We start from the raw sequence: 23,890 nt of genomic DNA, 5'->3' as shown, positions 1-23,890 counted from the left end.
GTAGCCTCCTTCAGTATCTTTTCTCTTTCTCCTCATTTATTGTAATTGGCTTTAAAGCCTATACCTACGGGGCAAAGTTTCGTTCTTCTTTGAAAGTTTGTGATAACGCTTACATTTTTACTGATTTGGGAAGACGTATCCGGACACTGGTCCCTTCACCTGGGCGACTTGTAAAAGACAATCCATACTTCAGTCCATAATTCAGCTGTAACCGCTCTTGAATATTCCGGATGCCGAAGCCGCCCGTCCGTTTGCTTATGGCCTTAGTCAGTAAAGTCGACAACACCTCTTCCTCCATGCCGATACCGTCATCGCTAATATCCACGACCAGATCACCCTTTTCCTCCATAGCAGATACATGAATTATCCCCGTCTCCACTTCCTTCTCCATAATGCCATGCAGAATCGCGTTCTCAATCAGGGGTTGCAGCATAATTTTCGGCACCTCGCAGCTCAGCAGAATTGGCGATACTTCGAGGATTAATGTAATCACATTGCTGAAACGCATATTCTGAATTGACACATAGGATTCAATATGCCGCAGTTCACTCTCCAGGGTGACAATCTCACTCCCGTTCGACAAGCTCAAGCGGTAGAATAACGCCAACTGACCTACTACTTTGGATATTTCCCCATTACCGGATTCAATAGCCATAATATTGATCAGATCCAGCGTGTTGTACAGAAAATGCGGGTTGATTTGAGCCTGCAACGCCTTTAGTTCCTTGTTTTTCACTTCCCGCCCAAGAGTATACGTCTCCTCAATTAACCTTGATATATTCTCTACCATCACATTAAAGTTCGTGGTCAGTTCACCGATTTCATCCTGGTTACTCGGAAGAGGGGAGATTTGAAAATTTCCGTTTTTCACCTTACTCACATGCTGAATGAGCTGACGCAGACGTTTGGTTGCGGAACCGGCAACGATATAGGACAGAATGAAGGTGAGCGGGATGATAAGTGAAAAAATAAGGATCAGCCGGTTACGCATCTTATTGCTGGATTTCTGAATGTCGGAGTAGGGTACAATCATCGCTATATTCATATCTGTGTCAGGGATAGCCTGCAGTCCGAGCAGAATTCGTTTTCCATTGAACTCCAAATTATCCGCCCAGTAGTTATCCTGCTCTCTACCAGTTGAAGCCTGTGACAACATATCTAGAAACTCTCTGGAGTTATGTTGAAATCTGCCTGCAGTGCTGAGAATATCTCCGTGGTCATTGAACAAGACCACAGAGGTATATGGAGTAGCAATGGCATGGTCCAGCACGGAGCGCATTGTGCTCTGGGAGATCTGGGCGCGAACAATACCATCGTTCTCCTGTATATTGTGAGCATTTGGAATGAGGCGCAGAACCGATACCTCGTCGCCCTCTTCTTTCTCTCCAAAGGCGGAAGAGGGTAGCCAGGTGAGAACAGAATGGGAAGCGATAAACTCCTTGAACCAGTGGCTCTGCTCTACCTTGCCCATGTTTAAATAGTCGAAATTTTCTGTAGCTGAAGCAAGACCCTTCTTCATGTAGAGCTGAACAGTTTCAATATCTGAATTGTAACGAAATTTCCCCAGTACCTTGGCCAGTCTATTAGCGTCGGTTCCCCAAAGATTGACATCTTCATATCTACTTGGGTCTTCTGCTACCATCGTCTGCACTGTATCATTGAAGGCAATAAAGTTCAGTACCTCTCTGACTGTTTCTGCACGGTACTGCAAGTAGGATTTCGTTTCCTCCAGCATCTTTTGGGCCGTATACAATGCCTGCTTCTCATTTTCATTAGCGGTTAGATGTAAATGCAGAAAGAGCAGCACGACAAAGGGAATAATTATTACCATCATATAGGAAGCAAACAGCTTGTGGCGGATGCTGAAATCAGCGAACGGCTTTGGGGGTTTTAATCTCATTTGGCCATCTTCTCCCGATACTCCGAAGGCGTACAGCCCGCATATTTTTTGAAAAAGGTAGTGAAGTAATTGGCGTCCGTAAAGCCTGTCCGATCCGCAACCTCGTACAGTTTCAGTTCCTTGTCTAGCAGCAGCTCCTTGGCCTTTTCCACTCGCAGCGAAGAAATATATTCCTTAATCGTGCCTCCACTTTGCTTCTTAAACAGGGAACAGAGATAGGTCTCACTCAGCGACACATGATTCGCAATGTCTAGAATTGTGAACCCCTTTTCTCGATAGTTTTTGTGAATATAATGAATAATATCCCTCATCTTGGGTGTTATTCCGCTTGGATCCTGCGAAATCTGAAACAATTCAAGAAAGGAAAGAATATATTTCTCTATACTTGCCAGATCTTGAATACGGTCAATCTCCTTCAAAATATAGCGTCTCTCCGTGTCTTCATCCGTATCTGTGAATCCAAGTTGTACCGCTACATCCAGAATCACAAACAAAAACTGGAAATAGCAATTCTTGAGCCGGGAAATATCCAGATCGCGTGCTGCCCTGGCCTCTTCCGTCCAATTCACAATAAGACTGCGAGCATCCTCCAGTTCGCCCTGCTTTAGCAGTCCGCGCAGACTGCGAACCACGTTCCAATCAGTAGCAAGCTCCCGGTTACCGCCAATGGCACCAGCAAAGATCAATTGGCTACCTTCGCTGTAATAATGCAGATTGCACGCATCCAAGGCAGATCTGTACGAATCAGGAATCTGCATCCTTTCTACCACTGGCTCACCGACCCCCATGCGAAAACGGATATCATCTCCTATGGTCTTAGCTAACTCCGAATACAGTTCTTCCAGCACGTTGCGATGTTCCCGGTAGCTGCTGCCGAAGGCTCCTGGCAGAATGAAGATCAAAAACTGATGGTAATCAAAACCGCAAATGCCCTGTAGTGAAGCCAGTCTGCTGCTCATATTTATCTTCTGAAGCACTTCTTCCTGCACGACCTTCGGATTCTCCGGATATTGCGTCGGATACCAGTACAAGGAAGATGCGATTACGGTGAAGGGTCCTTCTAAAGGCAGAAGAAAAGTTTCCCTGCTCTCTAGAGCTTTTGTCACATTGGGAGAACCGGGAAGCGAGATCAGCTTGCGGATCATCTCTTGTCTCAGGTAAGGCAGACCTTCATCATAGGCATCCTGCAGTTGGCGTTCCTCCATACGTTTCTTCTCATCATGCTTTCTGGACTCCACTGCAGCTTGAACGGCCTTTCGGACCTGATCTGGATTGATCGGTTTCTCGATATAGTCCAAAGCGTTCAACCGGATCGCTGACATCAGATATTCTTTGTCTGAGAATCCGCTCAGAAACAACAGCTTGCATGAAACTTCGCTTTCACGTAGTCGTTGTGCAAATTCTATACCGTCCATCTTCGGCATCCGGATATCACAGAGCACAACATCGGGACGAAAGCTCCGGCAAAGTTCCAGGGCAATTATGCCATTACGTGCTGTTTCAACCTCATGAATACCTATTTCCTCCCAAGCAATATGCTTGCGAAGCATTTCTCTGGTTCTCTCTTCATCATCTACGATCAGCAATTTCATGATGCCCCCCCTTTGAGATGTTTAGTGCTGGGATCTTCTTGAAAACAACAAAAGCAGACCGTTTAATCGGACTACGATTAATCTTCAATATACAGTAATTGTACAGGTGACTTTAAGCTACATAATAAACTGCAGGAGGCAGTTCATCAACATGTATTGATAACGGTTTCATAATAAATAATATTCAATTAAGAATCCACTGGTATGAATCCCCCTCTTATATCATAGAGCATTCCCTTTCCCAGACCTACCAGAGAAACTTGTGATTTTTCTTTGAAAGTTTGTGATTGTGGTATACCTTATACTTCAAGTTATTCTTTCAATAAGCAAGCAGCACCTAAAATGAAGAAAGAGCATAGAAGATTATCCTACAAAATCGAAAGATTGACTGGTATCATCTCCTAACAAATGAAGTTAATATTATTCTGTAAAAAATGTACATCAAGATGAACGTTGCATTTTCAGCAGGTGACGGCTAGAACTCATCTCATAAAGGACATTAATTTATAATGGAGGGATTAATCATGGAAACAGGCAAAATTCATTATTTCAAAGATCAAGGAAACTCATGCGTTATCACAGACCCTCGGCCCCCGCGGTACTGGTACAATTATTTGTGGAGTGAACAAGGATATTGTACACAGGTGTCTCAAATTGGACACGGCCGCAGCTACTACATCAACTCCAAAGCAGATATGTGTATGATTAATAACCAGGATGCAAAATATATTTATCTGAGAGATGATGACACGAACACATACTGGAACATCGGTGAAGGGCCGCTCAATGAGGCTATAGATGACTTTACTTGTGAACACAGTATTGGCTATTCTGTTGTTCAGTCCCAGAAGAATGGTATTCACGCTTCCTGGAAACTGTTTGTACCGCATCAGGGCTATAATGAGGTATGGGTGGTAAAAGTCAAAAACTCCACAAATCGCGTGAAAAATATCAGTCTTTTTTCCGCAGTGAGCTTTGAACTCGAAGGTTTTAAATACCCCCGCTATTATGAAATGTATAGAAGCTGCGAAACAATATTTGATTCCGATCTCAACGGTGTTTACTGTCAGTCCAAGCATCCTTTTGCACCACATGCCCGTTATAACGGCTATATCTCCTGTTCAGAAACCGTACATGCCTACGATGGTGACCTTGGAGAATTTTTGGGTCCATTGGGATCCATCACCAAGCTCGACTCCATACCTGCTCCCTTATTCCAGCGGCCTGATGTTGTTATCAAAGGCCGGGACTGTACAAATTCCACAACTACACTTTCCAATTTGGGAGGCGTGCTGCAGAATAAACTATCTTTGGCACCTGGTGAGGAGAAAGAGCTCTATTTTGTTATGGGAGTCAGTGAGACCCTGAAGGAAGCTGTTCAGACTGCGGACAAATATTTCGATAAGAACCGACTCGCGAAATCATTGCTTGAGACCCAGGCACATTATAAATCCAAGTATAAAAGCTTGAGTGTAAATACACCTGATGATAAGCTCAACATCATTATGAACGAATGGGTAAAGAAGCAGATTGATTTTTGCATAGTCGGCAAGAAAGGAGTTCGGGATAATCTTCAAATAGCTGTTGCTCTGCTGAATTATCGACAGGATCGGGCCAAAGAAGAAATTATCGAATGCTTGAGACATCAGTTCAAGGAAGGCCATGCAGTACTTACTTGGTTCCCCTATGACGACACTCGCTACTCGGACCAACCCTTCTGGATTATATGGGCGGTAATTGAGCTGATTAAGGAAACTGGAGATTATTCGCTCCTTGATCTAGAGATCGAATATCAGGATGGTGGCTCTGGAACGATACTTGAGCATATGAAGGCAGCTGTCAATCGCTTGATTGAGGATAAAGGGACAAATGGCTTGGTACGTATCATGTTTGCAGATTGGAATGATGCTCTGAATATTACAACTGACCCTGAAGCAGAGTCAGTCATGCTCTCAGAGCAGTTCTGCTACGGCCTGCGAGAATTGAGCCAACTGATGCAAATTGTCGGAGATAGTGACTATGCCAGTTACTTAACAGAACAGTACGATCTGCTCCGTCGGGCGATTAATGAGTCAGCCTGGGATGGAAACTGGTATATGCGTGCGCTGAGCAAAATAGAAAATATCGGTTCCAAAGACAGTGAAGGCAGCAAAATTTATATCAATGCCCAATCATGGGCTATTCTTGCGGACATTCCGAATGAGGAAAAGCTTCCAAAAGTGTTGGAGTCGATTGACAGTATGGAGCATGAATTTGGTTTCCCAATCAACATGCCTCCTTATCCGGAATACTCCCCTAATGTTGGGAGAATGTCTGGTATGCTACCGGGGTTATTTGAGAATGGTGGGGTTTACTGTCATGCCACAGGCTTCAAGATAATTGCAGATTGTAAGGTGGGACGTGGAGAATCAGCGATTCGTACGTTGAAGAAAATCATCCCTGACAGTGAAGCAAACCCTTCCACTCGATCTGGGGCAGAGCCGTATGTCTTTACCAATTGTTATTCCATACATCCTAAGTTTTACGGAAAATCCTATCAATCCTGGACAACCGGAACTTCTGCCTGGGGACTCATGAGCCTGTACGAAGGCATACTGGGTATTAAGCGGGATTACGCTGGATTGCGAATAGATCCTTGTTTCCCTCCGGAATGGGATTCAGCTGAAGTGTACCGCGAATTCCGCGGCAATCAATATCAGATTTCCATTAATAACCCTTCCCATCTATCCAAAGGAAATGTAGAAATCCATGTAGATGGTCGCTTGATTTCTGGTAACATACTGCCGTTATTTGATGACGGGCTGCTGCACCAAGTTGAGATAACGTTAATACCTTAAATGGATAGGATGAGAAAGTGCGGAATTTTTTAAAAACCTAATTTATAAAGTGAGCTGACACCCACCTCAGAACAATAACTCCGTGCAGTGCTTGTTGTTTATTCATGCACTGCACGGAGTTTTATCGTCATGGTCTTTTGTTAAAATGCCTCTTCCCTTAAGCCAATATCCAAGGTAATCGTCCCAATCTCCAGTTCCGATACCCACATTACATACTTGGATTTCATAAAAATATCGAATCGTAATCTCTTGTCACCAACTGTGTGTGAATGCACTGTGAAGAGGAGTTCCATCCCTCGCATTCGGACCTTTGAGTTCCAGATAATATTGCAGTAATTTCTCCTCATCCTTATTCATTGATAATGCCCCCATCATTAAGGTATGTTTGGTTTGTTCAATTCGATTAAATACAAACAAAAATTGCTCTTCCAACTTTATGCCTTTCCCACTTGATATTTTGCTTATAATGTATTCTTCACCCCATATATAGAAGGTATCGTCTTCAATCATAACCGCCTCTGCAAATTTCCTGCTTAAGCTTGGATTTTATAAAGGTAGTTTTGATTGGAAACTTTGTGTCGATGTACATTGAACCAAACAGGATTAAGTATTCTGTCTCTGAAAATGGACCAAATAATTAAAAAAAGCCGTTGTATCCCATACATTGAGCCCAAAGTATCCTTCTTTATAAGTTTATCTTTTGTGTCAATAACTAATTTATTGTTCAAACTATTTGGCTGTAAATCCAGTTTTCCATCATTGTTACATGTTGCAATTTCATATCCGGTCCCATCAACAAATTTAATTAATTTTACAACATTATTTTATGTGTCTCTATTAAAGCAACTTCAAGAGTATTTCCTCGATCTCGTCAGGATTAGTTGCATTTTGAAAACGTTTAACGAATTTTTCTTCTTGAAACAAACTTGTTAAGTTCTTTAAAAATGAGATGTGCATCTTAGGATTTTTCACTACAAGTACCATCACGATTTCTGCGTTGACAGTTTCATCTGATCCCCCCATATCCTCGAACTCTATGCTATTATCTAAAACTGCAACGGCAATAGCAGTTTCGTTAACGAATTCTTTATTTGTATGTGGAATTGCTATACCAATTGTCCCCATGTTGATTCCGGTCGGATATTCGATTTCACGTTGAAGCAATGATTCTGTATATCCTTTTTTGGCATAATTTTTCTCTTCTATCATTTTTCCAAAGCTTTTGATAAGCTCTTCCCTCGAATCGTAACGTGCGTGCAGTTGAATTAAATCCTGATCAAACACGAGTCCATTTATCGTTTTTGCGCTCATAATAATTACTCCCTTTTATAAAAATCGGAAAACATAGATATCTTTTTATTAATCCGTACCATATTTTTTGATGATACTATGGATATCCATTGCACTTTGGGCTTGAATGATAGCTTCACAATCGTCTTTACTTTCAACAAGTTTCATTAACTGAACCAATGCCCTTAAGTGCTGTTGTTTATCGACAGCGGCTATAATAATAACGATGTTTATCGGCCTATTTCTTGCAAATTCAACGCCTTGCTCTAAACGGAGCAAGCTCATAGCTACTTCGTTTACGCCACTTTCGGGACTATCATGAGGAATTGCCACATTTGGGCTAATAATGATATACGGATCTTCCACATCGTAATGTTGGATCATAGCTTCTACATAAGAAGGTTGGATACTCCCTTGAAGCAGCAGCGGTAGCGCCCCTAATCGTATAGCCTCTTCCCAAGATGATACTGAAGGAAGCAATGTAATATTCTCCGGCGTTATCAGGTCATGCAAATTTGTCTTTTGTAATTCGGGTTGTGTTTTGAAAGACAACGAGTGATGGCTTGTAAAGTATTGTTGTAATTCCTTTGCAAGAAGTTGCCTGTTCTGAACGGTTGCATATTTCTCAACGATCTCTAGAATATTTTTCAAACTTAATTCAGATGGAGTGAATCCATGCAATAATTCCATCACTTGTTTTCGTAGAGAGATTTTTTCTTCCTTTTGTAATATTGGCTTGACTATAAATAGTCGTTTGTTCGTTTGCAGATATACGGAAGAAAAAACAATGTCATATTCCAAATCATACATCTTGAATTCTCTCACAGATAAGGAATCCAGAAAAATGAATTCAGGAAATAAATCATTCAAGGTAATGAGTAAAAGCTTAGAAACGGATACTCCGTTAGCGCAAACCACTACTGCTTTTGTTTTACTCAGAATGCTGTCTCCTTGCTTTGTTAACCAACCGCCTATCAGCATCGTTAAATAAGTGCATTCACTATCTGGAATATCACAGCCAATGTAATCAGCTAAAGGTTTTGCTGACTTTTTTACAAGGTGGTGCAGTTCTATGAATTCACTGTTAATTGTTTCTTGTAGTGGATTAGTAATAGTAAGTTTATATTTAATGCGATAATATGCAGGTTTTATATGCAGCATGATCATATGCAACAACTGCTTTTTGTCTTGTAAGAGGATGCAGGACATTTTCTCGAATCGCTCCAGCATCTTTTTCAATGCCTGATTTAAATCTGATACGATATCTTCCCCAAGGAGCTCAGATGAGGAAACATTCGTCGTAAGAATTTGCAATGTTATGAATAATCTTTCCTCGGTCGGTATATGCTCCAAATCCGATAGTAGTTCTTGAACCGCTTGGTACTCCTTGGTATCCGATAATTCTTCATAGCTAATATGAAAGGAATTTATTGTTTTCCCAAGTTTGATTCTTCGCAGCAAGATCAGTAGGATATGCGGCAAAGTTTTCATCTTATCGTCTGTAAATTTCAAGCTCAGATGGCTTTCAATCTTTTCAAGACGTTCATGAATCTGTTGCACTTCTTTTTCAGTGATCTCTGCTAACTGTTGAACCCATTTTTCCCCATTGTACATGTGATGAATTTTGTTAACGACATCAATCAATAACTTTCTTTTTTGAAATTCAACACCCTCAATTGAGTAACCAGATAACCGAGAATAACGGATACTAAGATCATAAGGTTCGACTAATTCTTGTGCTGCTTTTAGATCATTTAGTATGGTATTCTTGCTTACATAAATGGAACTGGTAAAATGAAATAAAGATAATTCTTCACTACGACTCAGTAGGATCAGAATAATAAGTTCCACTCGCTCTGCTTCAGAAAAAGTATACTTTTTTGTCGAAGGCTTGTTTACTTCATTAGGCACAGCAGAGAAGAGAGTAGCATCAACAATAAAAACACCCTGTTTATTCCGTTCAATTTTTGGTAGGCGTTGGCCCTCTAACCAGTCATTGATTTTTTCAAGGCTGTAACTGATTTGCCTACGGCTTAAACCATACTTATGTTCCAAGTTCTTACTCTTCACACTTGGATTTGATAACAATTCTTGCAGCAAGCTGCTGCTTCTATCATCAAGCTGCATGGCTCTCTCTCCTCCTTCCTTGTTAATAATAATATTGACAGCTCCAGAGGATTATATAAGAGGCTTCAAGTTTAGGTCATATTCAAATTACTCAATTTAATCTTTGCTCTTGGAGGCGCTCTGTGAAGAATCGAAATTTTGTTCTGCCTCCAAATCAAACGTTTATTCCAAATTAGCATGTCTTAATTTCATGTCATCATAGGTTTCATTAAAATTAGCTACCCATTCCAAAACAATCGCATCATACAAGAGAAGACTTAATTGCTCAAATGCCGATCCCATGGGTTGAATAGAAGATTCCATTAAATCAGTATCCGTTTCTTTATTGTCAACATTAATTAAAAGCATGTAATCAGCTAGTTTCCCCAAAGTCGACTGCGAATTCGTTGTATTAAGAATTACCTTTGCTCCTGATTGCTTTGCTTTTTTTGCATTTACTATTAGACCAGCGGTTTCTCCTGAACCAGAACCAATAAATAAAATATCCTCTGCTTGAATGCTTGGAGTAGTAATATCACCAACAATATAAACCGTTTTACCTAAGTGCAACAGTCGATTAGCGAAAGCACGGATCGCTAAACCTGATCTCCCTGAACCAGCAAGGAAAATCCGCTTTGTATTATACAAGACTTGCAGAATTTGTTCACTTTCACCAACATTCATTAAGGAAATACTTCTTTCTAATTCTTTCATAATGACTTCCATTTGTTTAATTAATTTGTCCATAAGTTCACCTTCAGCTTTCTGGATACATGATTACCTTGCCGATAAGTTCTTTTCTTTCCATTAATCGTTCAAACATTTCTGAACCTTCTTCAAGCGGTATACGATGTGTAATCATTTTTTTAGTATTTAATCTGTTATTGTGCATAAAGTGAACAGTCGTTGCCCATTCCTTACCTGGGAATGGTGCGGATACACAACTCCATGATCCCCACACGGTTAACTCACTTCTTAGGATTTTTTCAAAATAAAATCTTTCCATCGCAACGTCTGCATAAGGGATACCTAGGAACACAACTCCGCCGCCTTTTTTGGCGTAACCAAACACAGTTGCTGCTGTATGGGGCGTTCCAGCTGCTTCAACTACAATATCTGCATTCATGCCATCCGTATATTCAGCGACCTTTGTCAGAACATCTTCATTCAGAGAATTTATCGTATAATCGGCGCCTAATTCCTTCGCAATTTGAAGTTTTTCATCATCAATATCAACCGCAATTACTTTTTTCGCGCCAAATATTTTTGCCCATTGAACAGCAAACAACCCAATGGTTCCCCCTGCTCCAACAATGACCACATCGTCGCCCACCGATAGATTGGTTCGATAATACCCATGTAAAACTACAGTAGAAGGTTCTACCATAGAAGCTGATTCGAAATCCAAATCATCAGGTACTTTAACTAAATTCTTCTCTGGGAGTTTAATGTATTCGGCGAATCCACCAGGTTCCTTAGCACCTATTGCATGCAATGAATTCGCTCTAGCTGGTTGACCTGCTCGATAATAATAATCATCTTCTTCAATTAGTGCTGGACATCCAGCAACATGGTCTCCAACTTTTAGATCTGTTACTTGATCGCCAACTTGTTCTACAACACCTGCAAATTCATGTCCCCATACCTGACCAGGTGTGACTGCACCCAATTTTTTATATCGAGAGATATCAGATCCACAAATGCCACATGCTTTTATTTTTACAATGACATCTTTTCCATCCAGTATTTGAGGTTTTTCCGCTCCTCCAAAACGTATGTCTCTGGCACCATACAGTTTTAATGATTTCATTTTCTCTCATCCTTTCTCTCTCCATGTTCTAGACTTTTCAAATTCTTCACATGTGCTTTGTTATTCGAAAATAAATATGATCCGATGACAACCAAAGATGCTCCAGCTTCGATACATTGACTAGCTATACTCTCATCGACTCCACCATCAACTTCGATCTGAATATCTCGTTGACCTATCATTACTTTCAGTTCTCTTATTCTATCAATCGTTTCTTCCATAAAAACTTGATTAGGTCTTCCTGGATTGATCGACATAACTAGAACATAGTCAATGATGTTTAGAAAAGGTTTCAATATAAAGGTGTCCGTCCCAGGATTAATGACGATCCCTGCTTTCCTTCCATGTTGCTTAATCTGATCAATGACAAAACGAATATGAGGAGTTGATTCATAGTGAACTGATATCATTTCTGCTCCAGTGTCCAACACACTCGCTATATGCTGCTCTGGGGCTGATACCATCATGTGAACATCTAATTTCATATTCACTTGTTTTTTTATATTTTTAATTTGTTCTGGTCCAAATGCGATATGAGGGACGAAGTTTCCGTCCATCATATCTACATGAAGTACTTGAAATCCTTCTTCATATAAAACATCGCATTCACTTTTTAAGTTCATTAAATCTGCTGCAAATATTGAAGGTAAAATCAGATTCATTATTTTTCCTCTTCTCTAGTCTTTATTTAACTAAAGTGCTTGCCCAATAAATTAATAAGTTCCATATCTCAGAAAAAGTAACATCTGTCCCTAAACCTTTTAACTCGACACCTGCACTGTTAAGCATCTGTGTTGCACCTGGTGCAACAAATCCTGCCAAATAAAATGTGATAATACAAAATACTACTGTCGACACAATAGAACGGAATAGATTTCCTTTACTTGTTAACGTACACATTACAGAAATATAGGTAACAGACATTAACAGTCCTATTGGAAAGAACTGAACTCCAGGTAAAATGAGTGCCAATAACATAACAATTGGAATAGAAACGACTGTAGTTGTAATAGTAGTCGGATCGCCTAAGCCTAGCGCAATATCCATCCCCACATTTAGATTGGAGTTATTCCCCATGCGTTTAATCATAAAGTCTTTTGCCGATTTCCCAATTGGAGATAGCCCATCCATCATCACTCCAACAACTTTAGGCATTAATACCATAACTCCAGCTATCCCTGTGGCCATAGTCACTATCTCTGTAACAGGTCTTTTAGTAATTGCCCCTAAAACTAACCCAACAATAAATCCAATAATAACTGGGTCCCCGAGAACGCCTATTTTTTTATTAATTTTACTCAGAGAAAACTCCAATTTATTTAAACCAGGAATGAAATCAATGATTCTATTTACCAGCCAGGCAATCGGATAACCCCAAGCTGAATAAATAATAGTTGTGCAGGTTGTACCTTCTAAACCAAAGTATTCTTGCCATTTTGAAGCAATTAAATCACCAACGAATAGAGCAATAACAGACATCACCAATGTTACTACCAACCCTAACCAGAAACTGTCAAAAAGAAAGTAAGCCAAAGCTCCTGGGATTAGAAAATGCATGTAATTCCATATATCCACATTTAACGTTTTTGTCCATCTAAGTCGAACTAATACTAGATTAATAATTAAACCAAGAGGGATTGCTAATGCTGCAAAAGGAGGCACCCAAGATGCCGCCCCTACAGCTGGCCATCCAATATCTGCAATTGTAAATCCAGAACCGATTTTTGCATAATAATCAACTGCCGGTTTTAGGGAGGAATTGAGCAAGCCAACAACTAATGTTAAACCTAAGAAGCCTACCCCAACTAAAAGACCGGATTTGATAGCGTTTCCAATTTTCATTCGAAAAACTAGACCTAATACGGTGATTATTATTGGTAAAATCGCTGTTGCTCCCATATCAGTAATAGATTTAATAATATTATGCACAGTATCCATTATGATCTACCACCTTAACTATTTTTTAAATCTAGCAGTTTTTCAGCCAATTGATTTTTCAATTTTTCTTCATTAAGCCCTGTTACAAATCCCATGATGTTCATATATGGCTTTTCATCGGTTTTAAAATTATTAGTTGTCAGAACAATATCGACGTTGTCAATAATATTCGGTAATTCCGCCATACTCGTTTTAATGATATCGTAATGTTCAATTCCTGCTTCTTTTAATACCTCTTTCACTCCATCTGCTGCGATAGTAGAAGTTGCTACTCCGCTTCCACAAGCTACGGCGATTTTAATTTTTGAATTTGACATGTTAATTCCTCCTGGTATGTTAGTTTTCGAAGCTAGGTTTAAATCCATTTCCAATCCCATAGGGTTGAAAAAATCCTCCTTGCAAATTGTTTTATATTTCCTTTTACTCAGCAGGATTAACTTCTTTCTTGCTGTGGATTCATAATAACATGATGAATTCAATTGTTGTATTCGTTTACATCCCACTTTATAGACAACCGGTTGTACAATATAGTGATGAAAAAAATGATTTCCCCTCGATATTTTTCAGGTTAAAATCCATCTATTCCAATGAATTCAATCGTATCAACGAGTTCCGGTACGGGTACAACGGTAGATGAGGCTGAGCTGCAACATGTAGACGTGAGAGATGATGAATCCTGGTACATGACGTCCTATGGAGAGGAACCCACATCTGCCACAACGGAGGAAATGACACTTAGCAGCGCAGATTTGGTATTGCCCGGGTTGATTCCATTTTGTCTCACTCGTATATATGACAGCTCCAGGTTTGCTGAACTACCTCGGTTTTTCTTTTCTTCATTAATTCCTGTCCGTCCACGCTAGGATTTCTGTACCTCGCCAGTTCTGGTATTGGAATCGTATCCATTGGGGGGGGAATCTCCATGCTAATGTGGGCAGTACGAGTATATCCGCTTGCTGGATATCCCCTCTCTGCAGCTCCTTGCGAAATAACTGAAAATGTGCTGAGAATTGTCCGCGTTCGTTGCGTACCCGTACTTGATGCTCTATATCAGTAAAACCTCGTTACTAAAATTCTTAGGAAAAGTCTCACTCGGATTTCCCACTTCCCGTCCTATGTATATCGCTGCTGAAAGCAATCATGATTATCCCACATTTTCCCACATTCTACTGTGGTTAGATAACGATCAAATCAGTTAGTATAATTCCTTCGATGAAATAATGCTGCCAGATGAAATATACGATAATGGAAGGAAACAAAACAAAGTATTCTCTCATGTGTTTTAGTTCATCATGTTTACATCAAGTCTTTACTTATTTTCCTTTACTCAAAAGCATGAAATTTTAATTAAAAATCGATCATACATGCGGCGATCTTTCGTATTTTTCATCGCTTGCATGACTTCATTCCACTCTAATGATTTGTTCATCCTCATTCCCTACCTATCCAAATATGGTTTCTTAACTATTCGACAAGCAGGGTTGAAATTCCTGATCCTAGTTTTCTAATCTTTAGTTCAACTTATATAAATTACACAAACTTATTATCTTATCCAATATAAAAAAGTGTCAAATTGCCTTTAGTATATGAGTGTTTCTATCTTTCCTTTACTCTTTGTCTTAACTGCCATCGGCTTGCTCCTTCTTTATCAAAAAGAATTTTTCTCATTTGCTATACACTTCTTTTTGTTATCTTTATAGTATTGACCAAGAGTGTCAAAAATAATAAAAGATAAAAAGCTTCCTTTAGAATTTCATGATTTTCATTGTATAATCAGCATAATTTCAAATAGGCATTCCCTGTTATTTAGGGTTTGCAATATAAAAAGTAATCTTGTATCATTTTAAGTGAATGAACGTTCACTAACTTAAATAAAAGGAGAAATTTCTTATGAATGAAATGGATACAAGCCGTACACTGCGTTTGTTATTCCCTCAATGGCAAGGAGGGAACAACCCTCCTTACGTTCTGGGAGCTCACTTGTTAAACTGGCTTGCTCCCAAGTCTAATGGTCCTTTTGAAGAAGTACCCGTCGATCTGAACCCTAATGTAGAAAAAGAACAAGGTATAATTGCCAAAAGTACCGTATTGCAACAAGCTAGATCAGCCAAAAGTCTAATTCATAAACATAACCCTGAACGTATCGTTGTCCTTGGAGGGGATTGCAGTGTAGAACTTGCTCCTTTTTCTTATTTGAATGAGAAATATGATGGAGATGTTGCTCTGTTATGGGTAGATGCTCACCCTGATGTCTCGATCCCTGAAGACTTTGAAAATCATCATGCTCATGTTCTTGCCAATTTGCTTGGTGTAGGTGATCAGGAATTTGTTGCAGAGGTTCCTCATCTTTTTAAACCTGAACAAATCCTATATGTAGGATTGAACGACATGATCGATGCTCTTCACTCAGAGCCCATGAAAAACATGAAATTAGATATTGTAGGTCCCGATGAAATTAAGCAGGATAGTTCTAAAGTGCTCCAATGGCTAGCTGAGAAAAAACCGTCCAAGATTATTATTCATTTTGATCTGGATGTACTGGATATGAAAGAATTCCGTTCTCTTCTGGTTGCTTATCCGGGAACATACGAAGAATACACCAAGAGCTTCCCACAAGGACCAAGTATGGAAACCATTATCCGAGTTTTGCAAGATGTAGCCAAATCCTATGATGTAGTCGGTCTAGGGATCACTGAACATTTCCCTTGGGACTCTTATTTCTTGGCGAACATGCTGTCTCGTTTACCTCTGCTTGGAGATATTGATAACAAAGAGCGTCCAGTCTTTAATACACTTTAATCCAAATGCAGACTATGGTAATGTACATGGTATGATGGATGTACATTATTTCGCGAAACAAGGAGGTTGCAGGGATAAGAGCCAAGAAGGTATCCCTGTACATTTGAAATACAATGAATAACTCTGAACCGCCTAAATCGAAACGAATGAAACAAAAAGACGATAGCAGACGCTTGCTCATCGAGGCTGCTGTTCGATGTTTTTCACGCAATGGATTTCACAAAACAGGCATTGTCGAAATTGCAAAAGAAGCAGGAATGAGTGCAGGGAATCTGTACCGCCACTTTCCAAGTAAAGATGCATTTATTATTGCACTGGTGGAAGAAGAACAGCGCCATGCCTTGTCCAAAATGGAATTTAAAGAAACCGAAAAAGATCCTCTCGGACAGATTCTGACGATTATAACTAGTTGTGTCAGTAATCCCGTATATCCTATGGACCAGAGATTATGGATCGAAATTTTGGCTGAAGCTTCACGCAATAAGGGTGTGCGACATGTCTTCAATCAAAGTGATATCATCATGCGTGAATCATTCAAAAATCTGCTTACAAGTGCTATTCATGAAAAACAAGTAGATCCAGATTATGATGTGGAGACCCTTTCTCTCTGGTTGTATGCGCTGATTGACGGCCTTATTGCACGTACAGCCACTGACGAACAATTCAGTTTTGATCACCATATGAGTCAATTCAATCAACTGATTCGCCAAGCATTAAAACCCAAAGAGTTCCAATAAAAGAAACAGCGGCAGCTATGGACGAGAAAATAAAGTCCTGGACTGCCGCTGTTTTACGATTACTTTAATGGCGCCTCCGTCAACTGTTTTTTGGCGTACAATAACCATCCTCGCAAACATTGCCTGATTCTTGGTTTAGAGTCGTATCTAACGTCATCAGCGGATGTTCCTCGTCCCATGCTTTTTGCAGCGCCTCCAGAAATACTTCGCTTGATTGTGCTGCGCCTGAAATCGTATATTTGCGGTTGATGACAAAGAAAGGTACACCTTTAGCTCCAAGGTTGCTTGCTTCGCGCCCATCTGCACGAACTTCATCCGCATATTGCGTGCTTTCCAGCACGTTGATCGTTTTCTCGCGATCCATACCGGCTTCCGCCGCTATGTCGGCCAGTGTGTCCGCGTCGCCGATATGCTTGGAATCTGTGAAATACGCTTTATACAAAAGCTCCAACACTTCCGCACTCTTGCCATAGGTACCCGCAAACTTGATCAATCGATGCGCATCGAGCGAATTAGTAGGGATTATTCGGTCAAATCGAAAATCCACTCCATCGCTCTTCGCTTGTTGGGCAAATTGTTTATGCATGGCCTTGGCTTCTTCTCTGCTGCCACCATGCTTTGAAACGTACAAGTCATGTACATCGTAAGCAGGGTATTTCTCGGCATAAGGATCTAGCTGGAAGCTCCGGTACTCCACATTCACTTTATCTTTGGATGCAAACCGCCCCAGCCCATCCTCGAAACGCTGTTTTCCGATATAACAAAATGGGCAGCCAATGTCCGACCAAATCTCTACTTTCATTTCGTTCCTCTCCCTTCACTTGATAAACAGATCGAATCATTTCTCAACTGTTGTATACAATCGGCATTTGATGAATTAAGGATGGCTCGGAAGCTGCATGATACATAAATTTAGCGATATTTTCTCGGGATACCCCCATCTTGGCTGGCTGATCGCCTAGCGAGTAAGCATAATGAACGTTTTCCTTATGCCTTACATTTGGATTAATAATCCGAACTACTGTCCAGTCTAAAGAAGATCGCTTGATGATTTTCTCAAGCTTTTTCATTTCGTGATAACCATTCGGAAACATCACCTTGGCCATAATTCCTGGTACAACTGTGGCAATCGAATTCCGATCCTTATCAGATTTCAAGGTTGGAGTAGCAAGTGTAATGAGTCGTTTCTTATTTAACTTCCTCATCGCATTTACAATAACCTCATGACCATCTGCAACAGGGGTACCTTTTAATTTTCTGGACGTATCGAGTGCGGGTCCCAATGTGCTAATGACGACATCAGCATTCGATATTGCTTGTTCCACCAAGTCTTGATTAGATAATTGACCCTCGACAACATTTAGCTTCTCATGTTTCTGTCCAATTTTCCCCGCATTTCTAGCATAAAGGGTAACGTTATCCCCGTTTTGAATTGCTACCTCAGTCAAAATTTTCCCAATTGCACCACTACCACCAAAAAGCGTTATGTTCATTAGTCGATCACCTCGATATTATATTGCAAGAATGTGCTGATAACTCAATGAGCATTTAGGTTATAACAAAACTTAATCGAACTTTCGTTGAATATATAACGTTCGTTGGTTATTATTATATGGATTATGTTGATTTCTTCAATCGCTAAAAAAGTGATTTTTGTTTTATATTCAACGGATTCAAATAATTTGTTAAATATCTTCTGGAGGCTATACATTATGGGAGTTAAAATTGATCGTAGAATCCTAAAAACAAAGGCAGCCATATTTAATGCATTTATAGGTTTGATCTCGGAGAAGGATTTTGAAGAAATAACTATTAATGAGATTGCGGATCGGGCGAATGTTAACAGGGGAACCATTTATTTTCACTACACCGATAAATACGATCTTCTTAACAAATGCATCGATGAGCATTTGAGCAGAATGATCTCCGTTTGCATCGATCCAAATCAGGGAAAGGTTGATTTTATTCATTCTTTGTTACCTGTTTTTCAATACTTTGAGCAGAACCATACGTTTTTCGCTTCCATGCTTTCGAATAAAGGAATCCCTGCATTTCGGGAGCATATGTTAGAGATCGTGACAGGGAACATAAAAGACCAAGTCAATATGGAGGACCTTAATAAGGGGTATGACAAGCTATTGATCACGCACTTTATGGCCTTTGCATTCATTGGGGTAATCGAATGGTGGATTATAAATAACATGCCACATTCACCGAAATACATGGCCGAACAGGTATGGGGATTGTTTAAAAGGAATCAGGTATCCCCTTCATAAGCGAGATAACCCGTTCTTTAACTTATAGATTAGCGAAAACAAGTTATTTGAGAACATCATGTATTACACGATGTTCTCAACGAGTATGAAAAATTGAGTCTGTAAAATAGATTGTGTAAACTCCCCAAACCATTAAACTGGTAATCAAGAAAGGTTGGGGAGCGCACATGGGACTTTGGACGAAACAGCAACTGAGAGCGTTCATCAAAGAGAATAAGCTGGTGACGGCTCAAGATGCACAGAAGGCTTTAAAAGAGTTATTTGCTGAAACTTTGCAAGAGATGTTGGAGGCCGAGCTGGATACCCATCTGGGCTATGAGAAACATGAAGTCCAAGCCAAAACGACCGCAACAGCCGTAACGGAAAAAGCAAGAAAACGGTGGTGAGTGAATACGGCGAACAGGAGCTCAGCGTCCCTCGGGACCGGTTGGGTGAATTGGAGCCGCTGGTCGTGACAAAAATATCGAATGTCTTCTCTACGAAATCCCTTGTCACCAACTGTGTGTGAATGCACTGTGGAGAGGAGTTCCATTCTCCCGCATTCGGACCTTTGAGTTCCAGATAATATTGCAGTAATTTCTCATCATCCTTATTCATTGATAATGCCCCCATCATTAAGTTATAAAATCCAAGCTTAAGCAGGAAATTTGCAGAAGCGGTTATGATTGAAGACGATACCTTCTATATATGGGTTGAAGAATACATTGTAAGCAAAATATCAAGTGGGAAAGGCATAAAGTTGGAAGAGCAATTTTTGTTCGTATTTAATCGAATTGAACAAACCAAACATAGGGTAGTTTTGATTGGAAACTTTGTGTCGATGTACATTGAACCAAACAGGATTAAGTATTCTGTCTCTGAAAATGGACCAAATAATTAAAAAAAGTTTGTATCGCTGTGCGGCGACACAAACTAAATCCATAGAGATACAAATATCATTATTTAACTTTTCTTAATCATTCATCTTTATGTTTTAGTTTCACTTTAACTTCATTAAAAAAAGCCGTTGTATCCCATACATTGAGACCAAAGTATCCTTCTTTATAAGTTTGATCTTTTGTGTCGATAACTAATTTATTGTTCAAATAAACCTTAGTGATATTGCCTTGCGCTTCTACTTTGAGATGATAATCTGTATTTGGCTGTAAATCCAGTTTTCCATCATTGTTATATGTCGCAATTTCATATCCGGTCCCATCAACAAATTTAATTAATTTTACAATATTATTTTTTATATCAACATTTGCTGCATACGAATTCTTTGCTGTTAAGTCAGAACGAAAAACCAATGAACCCGCTCCAATGGAGTTATCTATCAAATCTTTTTCAGAATTACCAGGGTGGGAATCTGTATCTGGCACGTTTATATTGGCTTCATATACAAAATTCCTGCCGGTCACTTTTGATACTATAAAAGCATCTCCCTTACTCTGTCCCTGTTTTCCATGAATGGTGTCCGCCCATTTCCCGTTAACGGTGGTCCAACCTGATAAGTTGGATTTAAAAGAAGAGTTCTTTTCTTTCCATACACTCTTTAGAGGATATAGGTCCAAAGATTTCAGCTTTACATTTCCGCCCTTACTATAGATCTTTAGTCCTTTGCTTGCAGAATCCGCGAATATCTGATCGGTAATCACTGTCGTACCATCATTGCCGAACACCTCTACAGCTGATCTATCAACAATAACCTGCAATTTAACCGTGCCGTTTTTAGCATGTAATGGTCCCTCATGCTTACCAACTACACTACTTCCGTAATCGAAATCTCCTGAATGAGTCCGGTCTACGAATAATTGTTCGTTGTAGACATCATAACCGACAGTTGTATTTCCCTCACTTCCTTTACGGATTTCAAAGCCAAATTCTGTTGCTTCCGTATTTGATACATCAAACAAAGCGATCAGTTCAAATGTATCTTCTGATAAATTAGAAAGAAGATGGCTGTTACCCGATATCATTTTATTGGTATACGATATACGATCCCCTCTGTCACGAATGCTTTTTAGCGAAATAGGGGTTTGTTTTAAACGTAGACCCTTTGCGGTTTGAGTGAGCTCCATCTTCCGCGGCAGTGTTGTTGAACTTCTCCACGTTGAGGTGGGTGTATCGTTGGCATACTGCCAATTACTCATCCAGCCGAGCCAATATTTCTCACCCTTCTTCCCTTCTACTCCACCCCAATCCACAGCAGCATAAAAATCAGCTCCATAGTCAGTCCATAATACTTTATCGGAAGTATTTTCATTTTTAAACGTTTTACCGTCAAAACTGCCTACAAAATACTGCATGCCCGATCCGCCTGCCGGAGCACCATCATTTATACTTACCTGTAGGACCCACTTTCTTTTTGAAGGGTCGCCATCAACCGGCAATTCGACTAACGTAGGACATTCCCATACTCCTCCGATGCTGCCGTTTGTGGAAGGAACCCACTGTCCAGAAACAGCGGACCAATCTGTGAGGAGTCCGCTTTGTTTCATATCTGTTTTCTCCGGCTCTTTTGCAACCTGGTCAACTTTATCCGATATGATCCCTTCATTATAAACATTAACATCATCAACATTTATATGACCGTAACCATCTTTTGCATGGTCTACTACCTTGATATATAACACTTCACCAATATATTTGGACGCGTCCCATACGTATTTTGAATATTTTTCCTCATTAAATCTTGTATTGGCCTGGCGGATCAATTCTTGATCGTCGGCTGCTCTGACCAATGATACATAGGTATTGTCGCCATCATCGCCTGCTCCTAATAATAGATTGATTTCACCGGAACCGCCTAGTTTAAAATAGGAGGAATGCAGTTTACCCGTTGCTTCATCTCCCTCGTGAAGCTTGGAATATCCCCACAAGTGATAATTCCCTTCATGTCCGAAGGATCCCCCCCAATAAGTCGCTTCACTGGATACATGATCATCCGAAAAAGTATCACCCTGGGTCACAGTCCATCCGGTTAAATCGCCTGTTTCAAAATCATGATTGGTGATTTCTTTCTCATCGGTCATGATATTTCTACCCAATTGAACATCCTGAAATATCGCAGAAGAGTGCAAAAGATGTAATCCAAAATGGCCGGACAGGAAGGTTGCATCATCGATATCATGAATGAGATTTCCGTCCAGATACATCTTTATATTTGTTCCTAATGTGCTCACTTTTAAATCATGGCTTTGATAAGTATCCAGCGTTACTGTGGTTTCGGCCAGAACCGTTCTATTCCCGTCTTCCATTTTCACGATTTTCACTTTATCGTTTAAAGCATCGATATTCGCCATATATCCATTTTCCGCATCAGCATCCGCTCGGAAAATAAGTGATCCTGTTTCATCTCCTCCCTCTGACAAATCAATAATCGCATTATATATAAAGTTATCCCCAGTCTTACCACTTATGATAAAAGCATCATCTGCTGATGTACCGCTTTTCCCCTCCAAGGTATCTTCCCACCGGCCGGTTACAGCCGCCCAATTAGATAGGTTGGTTGCAAAGTTAGAGGTGTTCTTGAAATTTACATTTCGGAAGGAAGCTGTTGAATTCCAGGCGGTCAGACCGTAATAACCATAATCAAATTCAGTATCCGTTTCTTTAATTACAGACTGATTATCTACAAACACATGAATGTCATGACCATATACGTCCACCTGCACGTTGTAAGTTGATGAGGTTCTCAGGGTTAAAGACTTGCTTGCAATTTCTGTTATCGATCCATCGACATTCTTATTTAAAGTAACGACATCATTTTTGGCGTCCAGGCTGACGACATAACCGTTTTTCGCATTCTTGTCAGCACGAAAAACCAGACCTCCTGAGCCTTCCCTGCCATTCTTTTTATTAAGGGTAATATCTCCCTCATAGGTGAATGAACCGCCTTCCTGTGAAGACATAGCGTACGAAGTGGTATCCAGACTGTTGGCCTGTATTCCGTTATCTTCACCAAATTCACTTGCATAGGTCCACTGTTTTAAATTGGGGGAAGTATAAAACATTACTTTATTCGCTGCGGCCAAAGACATCACCCATTGTCTGGAGTCTTCATGCCAGAATACTTTAGGGTCTCGCCAATCCGATATCGGGGGATCCGGCATTACCGGATTTCCTTCATACTTAGTCCAGGTTCTGCCTCTATCTAAGCTGTACGCAATGCTTTGAACCTGGCCGTTATCCCCGGAATGAGTAAAGATCGCAACCATCGCTTCTTTTCCGAACCCTGCTGTATTGTTCCAATCGATCACGGCACTTCCCGAGAAAATCTGACCGTTTTCATCTGGATATAATGCAATCGGTAAATGTTCCCAGTGAATAAGATCTTTGCTCACCGCATGCCCCCAATGAATCGGTCCCCATTTCGTTCCATAAGGATGATACTGGTAAAAAAGATGATATTCACCCTTATAATAAACCATTCCATTCGGGTCGTTCATCCAGTTAGCCTCAGGCGAAAAATGAATCTGATTACGGTAAGTTTCATCGTAATAACCAAGATCCGCTGCAAAGGCGGGAGTTAACGGTAAACTAAATACCATAAAGCAAATAAGCAGCATACTTAACTTCCTCTTCACCATCTTTCACATCCTCTTTTAATATTTTGAACACCAA

At 40.2% G+C, this 23,890-nt stretch carries 19 protein-coding genes and 1 pseudogene; 7 read left to right on the top strand and 13 right to left on the bottom strand.

Translation table 11 applies throughout. The features are described from left to right. Positions 1–109 precede the first annotated feature (109 nt). Together ABH897_RS26820 and ABH897_RS26815 are read right to left on the bottom strand one after the other, a co-directional pair. The gene (locus tag ABH897_RS26820; RefSeq protein WP_404592932.1) at positions 110–1,900 is read right to left on the bottom strand and encodes a sensor histidine kinase; all 1,791 of its coding nucleotides are present in this window, start codon (positions 1,898–1,900) and stop codon (positions 110–112) included. Beyond that, positions 1,897–3,492 carry a response regulator transcription factor gene (locus ABH897_RS26815; RefSeq protein ID WP_404592931.1) on the bottom strand — a complete coding sequence of 532 codons (1,596 nt, stop codon included), beginning with the start codon at positions 3,490–3,492 and terminating at the stop codon, positions 1,897–1,899. Before ABH897_RS26815 ends, ABH897_RS26820 begins: the two co-directional genes overlap by 4 nt. Positions 3,493–4,016: 524 nt before the next feature. On the opposite strand from ABH897_RS26815, the gene ABH897_RS26810 reads away from it, so the two are divergent. Further along, complete coding sequence (locus ABH897_RS26810) at positions 4,017–6,329, top strand: GH36-type glycosyl hydrolase domain-containing protein (protein WP_404592930.1); 2,313 nt, start codon at positions 4,017–4,019, stop codon at positions 6,327–6,329. A 252-nt stretch (positions 6,330–6,581) separates the two neighbouring features. Here ABH897_RS26810 and ABH897_RS26805 read toward each other — a convergent pair whose 3' ends face one another. From ABH897_RS26805 to ABH897_RS26770, 8 genes are all read right to left on the bottom strand, one after another. Continuing rightward, positions 6,582–6,839 carry a hypothetical protein gene (locus ABH897_RS26805; RefSeq protein WP_283655293.1) on the bottom strand — a complete coding sequence of 86 codons (258 nt, stop codon included), beginning with the start codon at positions 6,837–6,839 and terminating at the stop codon, positions 6,582–6,584. 327 nt (positions 6,840–7,166) lie between these two features. Beyond that, the gene (locus tag ABH897_RS26800) at positions 7,167–7,640 is read right to left on the bottom strand and encodes a PTS sugar transporter subunit IIA (RefSeq protein ID WP_044647955.1); all 474 of its coding nucleotides are present in this window, start codon (positions 7,638–7,640) and stop codon (positions 7,167–7,169) included. 48 nt (positions 7,641–7,688) lie between these two features. Further along, the gene (locus tag ABH897_RS26795; protein ID WP_404520717.1) at positions 7,689–9,746 is read right to left on the bottom strand and encodes a BglG family transcription antiterminator; all 2,058 of its coding nucleotides are present in this window, start codon (positions 9,744–9,746) and stop codon (positions 7,689–7,691) included. A 162-nt stretch (positions 9,747–9,908) separates the two neighbouring features. Then, positions 9,909–10,472, bottom strand: a complete 564-nt coding sequence (gene hxlB, locus ABH897_RS26790; protein ID WP_025722481.1) for a 6-phospho-3-hexuloisomerase — start codon at positions 10,470–10,472, stop codon at positions 9,909–9,911. A 10-nt stretch (positions 10,473–10,482) separates the two neighbouring features. Next, entirely contained in the window at positions 10,483–11,535 is a 1,053-nt protein-coding gene (locus tag ABH897_RS26785; protein ID WP_023988788.1) for a galactitol-1-phosphate 5-dehydrogenase, read from the bottom strand. Continuing rightward, complete coding sequence (gene rpe, locus ABH897_RS26780; RefSeq protein ID WP_023988789.1) at positions 11,532–12,197, bottom strand: ribulose-phosphate 3-epimerase; 666 nt, start codon at positions 12,195–12,197, stop codon at positions 11,532–11,534. The genes ABH897_RS26785 and rpe overlap by 4 nt, the downstream gene beginning before the upstream one ends. Positions 12,198–12,219: 22 nt before the next feature. Beyond that, positions 12,220–13,473, bottom strand: coding sequence for a PTS transporter subunit IIC (locus ABH897_RS26775; RefSeq protein ID WP_044647959.1), 1,254 nt, complete (start codon positions 13,471–13,473; stop codon positions 12,220–12,222). Between the two features lie 14 nt (positions 13,474–13,487). Then, complete coding sequence (locus ABH897_RS26770) at positions 13,488–13,790, bottom strand: PTS sugar transporter subunit IIB (RefSeq protein ID WP_049828419.1); 303 nt, start codon at positions 13,788–13,790, stop codon at positions 13,488–13,490. Between the two features lie 270 nt (positions 13,791–14,060). Between ABH897_RS26770 and ABH897_RS26765 the strand changes: the two genes are divergently transcribed. The 3 genes from ABH897_RS26765 to ABH897_RS26755 all read left to right on the top strand — a co-directional run bounded on the left by ABH897_RS26765 (position 14,061) and on the right by ABH897_RS26755 (position 17,009). Then, complete coding sequence (locus tag ABH897_RS26765; RefSeq protein ID WP_404529596.1) at positions 14,061–14,336, top strand: hypothetical protein; 276 nt, start codon at positions 14,061–14,063, stop codon at positions 14,334–14,336. A 1,027-nt stretch (positions 14,337–15,363) separates the two neighbouring features. Then, entirely contained in the window at positions 15,364–16,272 is a 909-nt protein-coding gene (locus ABH897_RS26760) for an arginase family protein (RefSeq protein WP_283655289.1), read from the top strand. Between the two features lie 146 nt (positions 16,273–16,418). Beyond that, on the top strand, positions 16,419–17,009 hold the full coding sequence (locus ABH897_RS26755; protein WP_283655288.1) for a TetR/AcrR family transcriptional regulator: 591 nt from the start codon (positions 16,419–16,421) through the stop codon (positions 17,007–17,009). 79 nt (positions 17,010–17,088) lie between these two features. Here ABH897_RS26755 and ABH897_RS26750 read toward each other — a convergent pair whose 3' ends face one another. Continuing rightward, positions 17,089–17,811, bottom strand: a complete 723-nt coding sequence (locus ABH897_RS26750) for a DsbA family oxidoreductase (RefSeq protein ID WP_044647961.1) — start codon at positions 17,809–17,811, stop codon at positions 17,089–17,091. Positions 17,812–17,854: 43 nt separating this feature from the next. Beyond that, entirely contained in the window at positions 17,855–18,502 is a 648-nt protein-coding gene (locus ABH897_RS26745; RefSeq protein ID WP_283655287.1) for an NAD(P)-dependent oxidoreductase, read from the bottom strand. A 126-nt stretch (positions 18,503–18,628) separates the two neighbouring features. Here ABH897_RS26745 and ABH897_RS26740 point away from each other — a divergent pair, with 126 nt between their 5' ends. The 3 genes and pseudogenes from ABH897_RS26740 to ABH897_RS26730 all read left to right on the top strand — a co-directional run. Next, positions 18,629–19,285 carry a TetR/AcrR family transcriptional regulator gene (locus ABH897_RS26740; RefSeq protein WP_404559640.1) on the top strand — a complete coding sequence of 219 codons (657 nt, stop codon included), beginning with the start codon at positions 18,629–18,631 and terminating at the stop codon, positions 19,283–19,285. A gap of 167 nt (positions 19,286–19,452) precedes the next feature. Then, entirely contained in the window at positions 19,453–19,671 is a 219-nt protein-coding gene (locus ABH897_RS26735; protein WP_283655285.1) for a hypothetical protein, read from the top strand. Then, a pseudogene (locus ABH897_RS26730) lies at positions 19,620–19,745 on the top strand (transposase); the annotation flags it as partial. The gene ABH897_RS26735 and the pseudogene ABH897_RS26730, both read left to right, overlap by 52 nt. Before the next feature lie 496 nt (positions 19,746–20,241). On the opposite strand, the gene ABH897_RS27575 reads toward ABH897_RS26730, so the two are convergent. Beyond that, positions 20,242–23,835 carry a GH32 C-terminal domain-containing protein gene (locus ABH897_RS27575; protein ID WP_483874961.1) on the bottom strand — a complete coding sequence of 1,198 codons (3,594 nt, stop codon included), beginning with the start codon at positions 23,833–23,835 and terminating at the stop codon, positions 20,242–20,244. Between the last annotated feature and the right edge of the window lie 55 nt (positions 23,836–23,890).

Origin of the sequence: Paenibacillus sp. RC73 (genome assembly GCF_044908085.1) — a bacterium.
Classification (GTDB): domain Bacteria; phylum Bacillota; class Bacilli; order Paenibacillales; family Paenibacillaceae; genus Paenibacillus; species Paenibacillus terrae_A.
Note: the sequence above shows the minus strand (reverse complement) of the source record. Positions and strands in the feature narration are given on the sequence as shown.

Excerpts from the sequence above, each read along its gene's own strand:
- ABH897_RS26820 (WP_404592932.1), bottom strand. The coding sequence starts at position 1,900 with ATGAGATTAAAACCCCCAAAGCCGTTCGCTGATTTCAGCATCCGCCAC.
- ABH897_RS26815 (WP_404592931.1), bottom strand. The coding sequence starts at position 3,492 with ATGAAATTGCTGATCGTAGATGATGAAGAGAGAACCAGAGAAATGCTT.
- ABH897_RS26810 (WP_404592930.1), top strand. The coding sequence starts at position 4,017 with ATGGAAACAGGCAAAATTCATTATTTCAAAGATCAAGGAAACTCATGC.
- ABH897_RS26805 (WP_283655293.1), bottom strand. The coding sequence starts at position 6,839 with ATGATTGAAGACGATACCTTCTATATATGGGGTGAAGAATACATTATA.
- ABH897_RS26800 (WP_044647955.1), bottom strand. The coding sequence starts at position 7,640 with ATGAGCGCAAAAACGATAAATGGACTCGTGTTTGATCAGGATTTAATT.
- ABH897_RS26795 (WP_404520717.1), bottom strand. The coding sequence starts at position 9,746 with ATGCAGCTTGATGATAGAAGCAGCAGCTTGCTGCAAGAATTGTTATCA.
- hxlB (WP_025722481.1), bottom strand. The coding sequence starts at position 10,472 with ATGGACAAATTAATTAAACAAATGGAAGTCATTATGAAAGAATTAGAA.
- ABH897_RS26785 (WP_023988788.1), bottom strand. The coding sequence starts at position 11,535 with ATGAAATCATTAAAACTGTATGGTGCCAGAGACATACGTTTTGGAGGA.
- rpe (WP_023988789.1), bottom strand. The coding sequence starts at position 12,197 with ATGAATCTGATTTTACCTTCAATATTTGCAGCAGATTTAATGAACTTA.
- ABH897_RS26775 (WP_044647959.1), bottom strand. The coding sequence starts at position 13,473 with ATGGATACTGTGCATAATATTATTAAATCTATTACTGATATGGGAGCA.
- ABH897_RS26770 (WP_049828419.1), bottom strand. The coding sequence starts at position 13,790 with ATGTCAAATTCAAAAATTAAAATCGCCGTAGCTTGTGGAAGCGGAGTA.
- ABH897_RS26765 (WP_404529596.1), top strand. The coding sequence starts at position 14,061 with ATGAATTCAATCGTATCAACGAGTTCCGGTACGGGTACAACGGTAGAT.
- ABH897_RS26760 (WP_283655289.1), top strand. The coding sequence starts at position 15,364 with ATGAATGAAATGGATACAAGCCGTACACTGCGTTTGTTATTCCCTCAA.
- ABH897_RS26755 (WP_283655288.1), top strand. The coding sequence starts at position 16,419 with ATGAAACAAAAAGACGATAGCAGACGCTTGCTCATCGAGGCTGCTGTT.
- ABH897_RS26750 (WP_044647961.1), bottom strand. The coding sequence starts at position 17,811 with ATGAAAGTAGAGATTTGGTCGGACATTGGCTGCCCATTTTGTTATATC.
- ABH897_RS26745 (WP_283655287.1), bottom strand. The coding sequence starts at position 18,502 with ATGAACATAACGCTTTTTGGTGGTAGTGGTGCAATTGGGAAAATTTTG.
- ABH897_RS26740 (WP_404559640.1), top strand. The coding sequence starts at position 18,629 with ATGTTGATTTCTTCAATCGCTAAAAAAGTGATTTTTGTTTTATATTCA.
- ABH897_RS26735 (WP_283655285.1), top strand. The coding sequence starts at position 19,453 with ATGGGACTTTGGACGAAACAGCAACTGAGAGCGTTCATCAAAGAGAAT.
- ABH897_RS27575 (WP_483874961.1), bottom strand. The coding sequence starts at position 23,835 with ATGCTGCTTATTTGCTTTATGGTATTTAGTTTACCGTTAACTCCCGCC.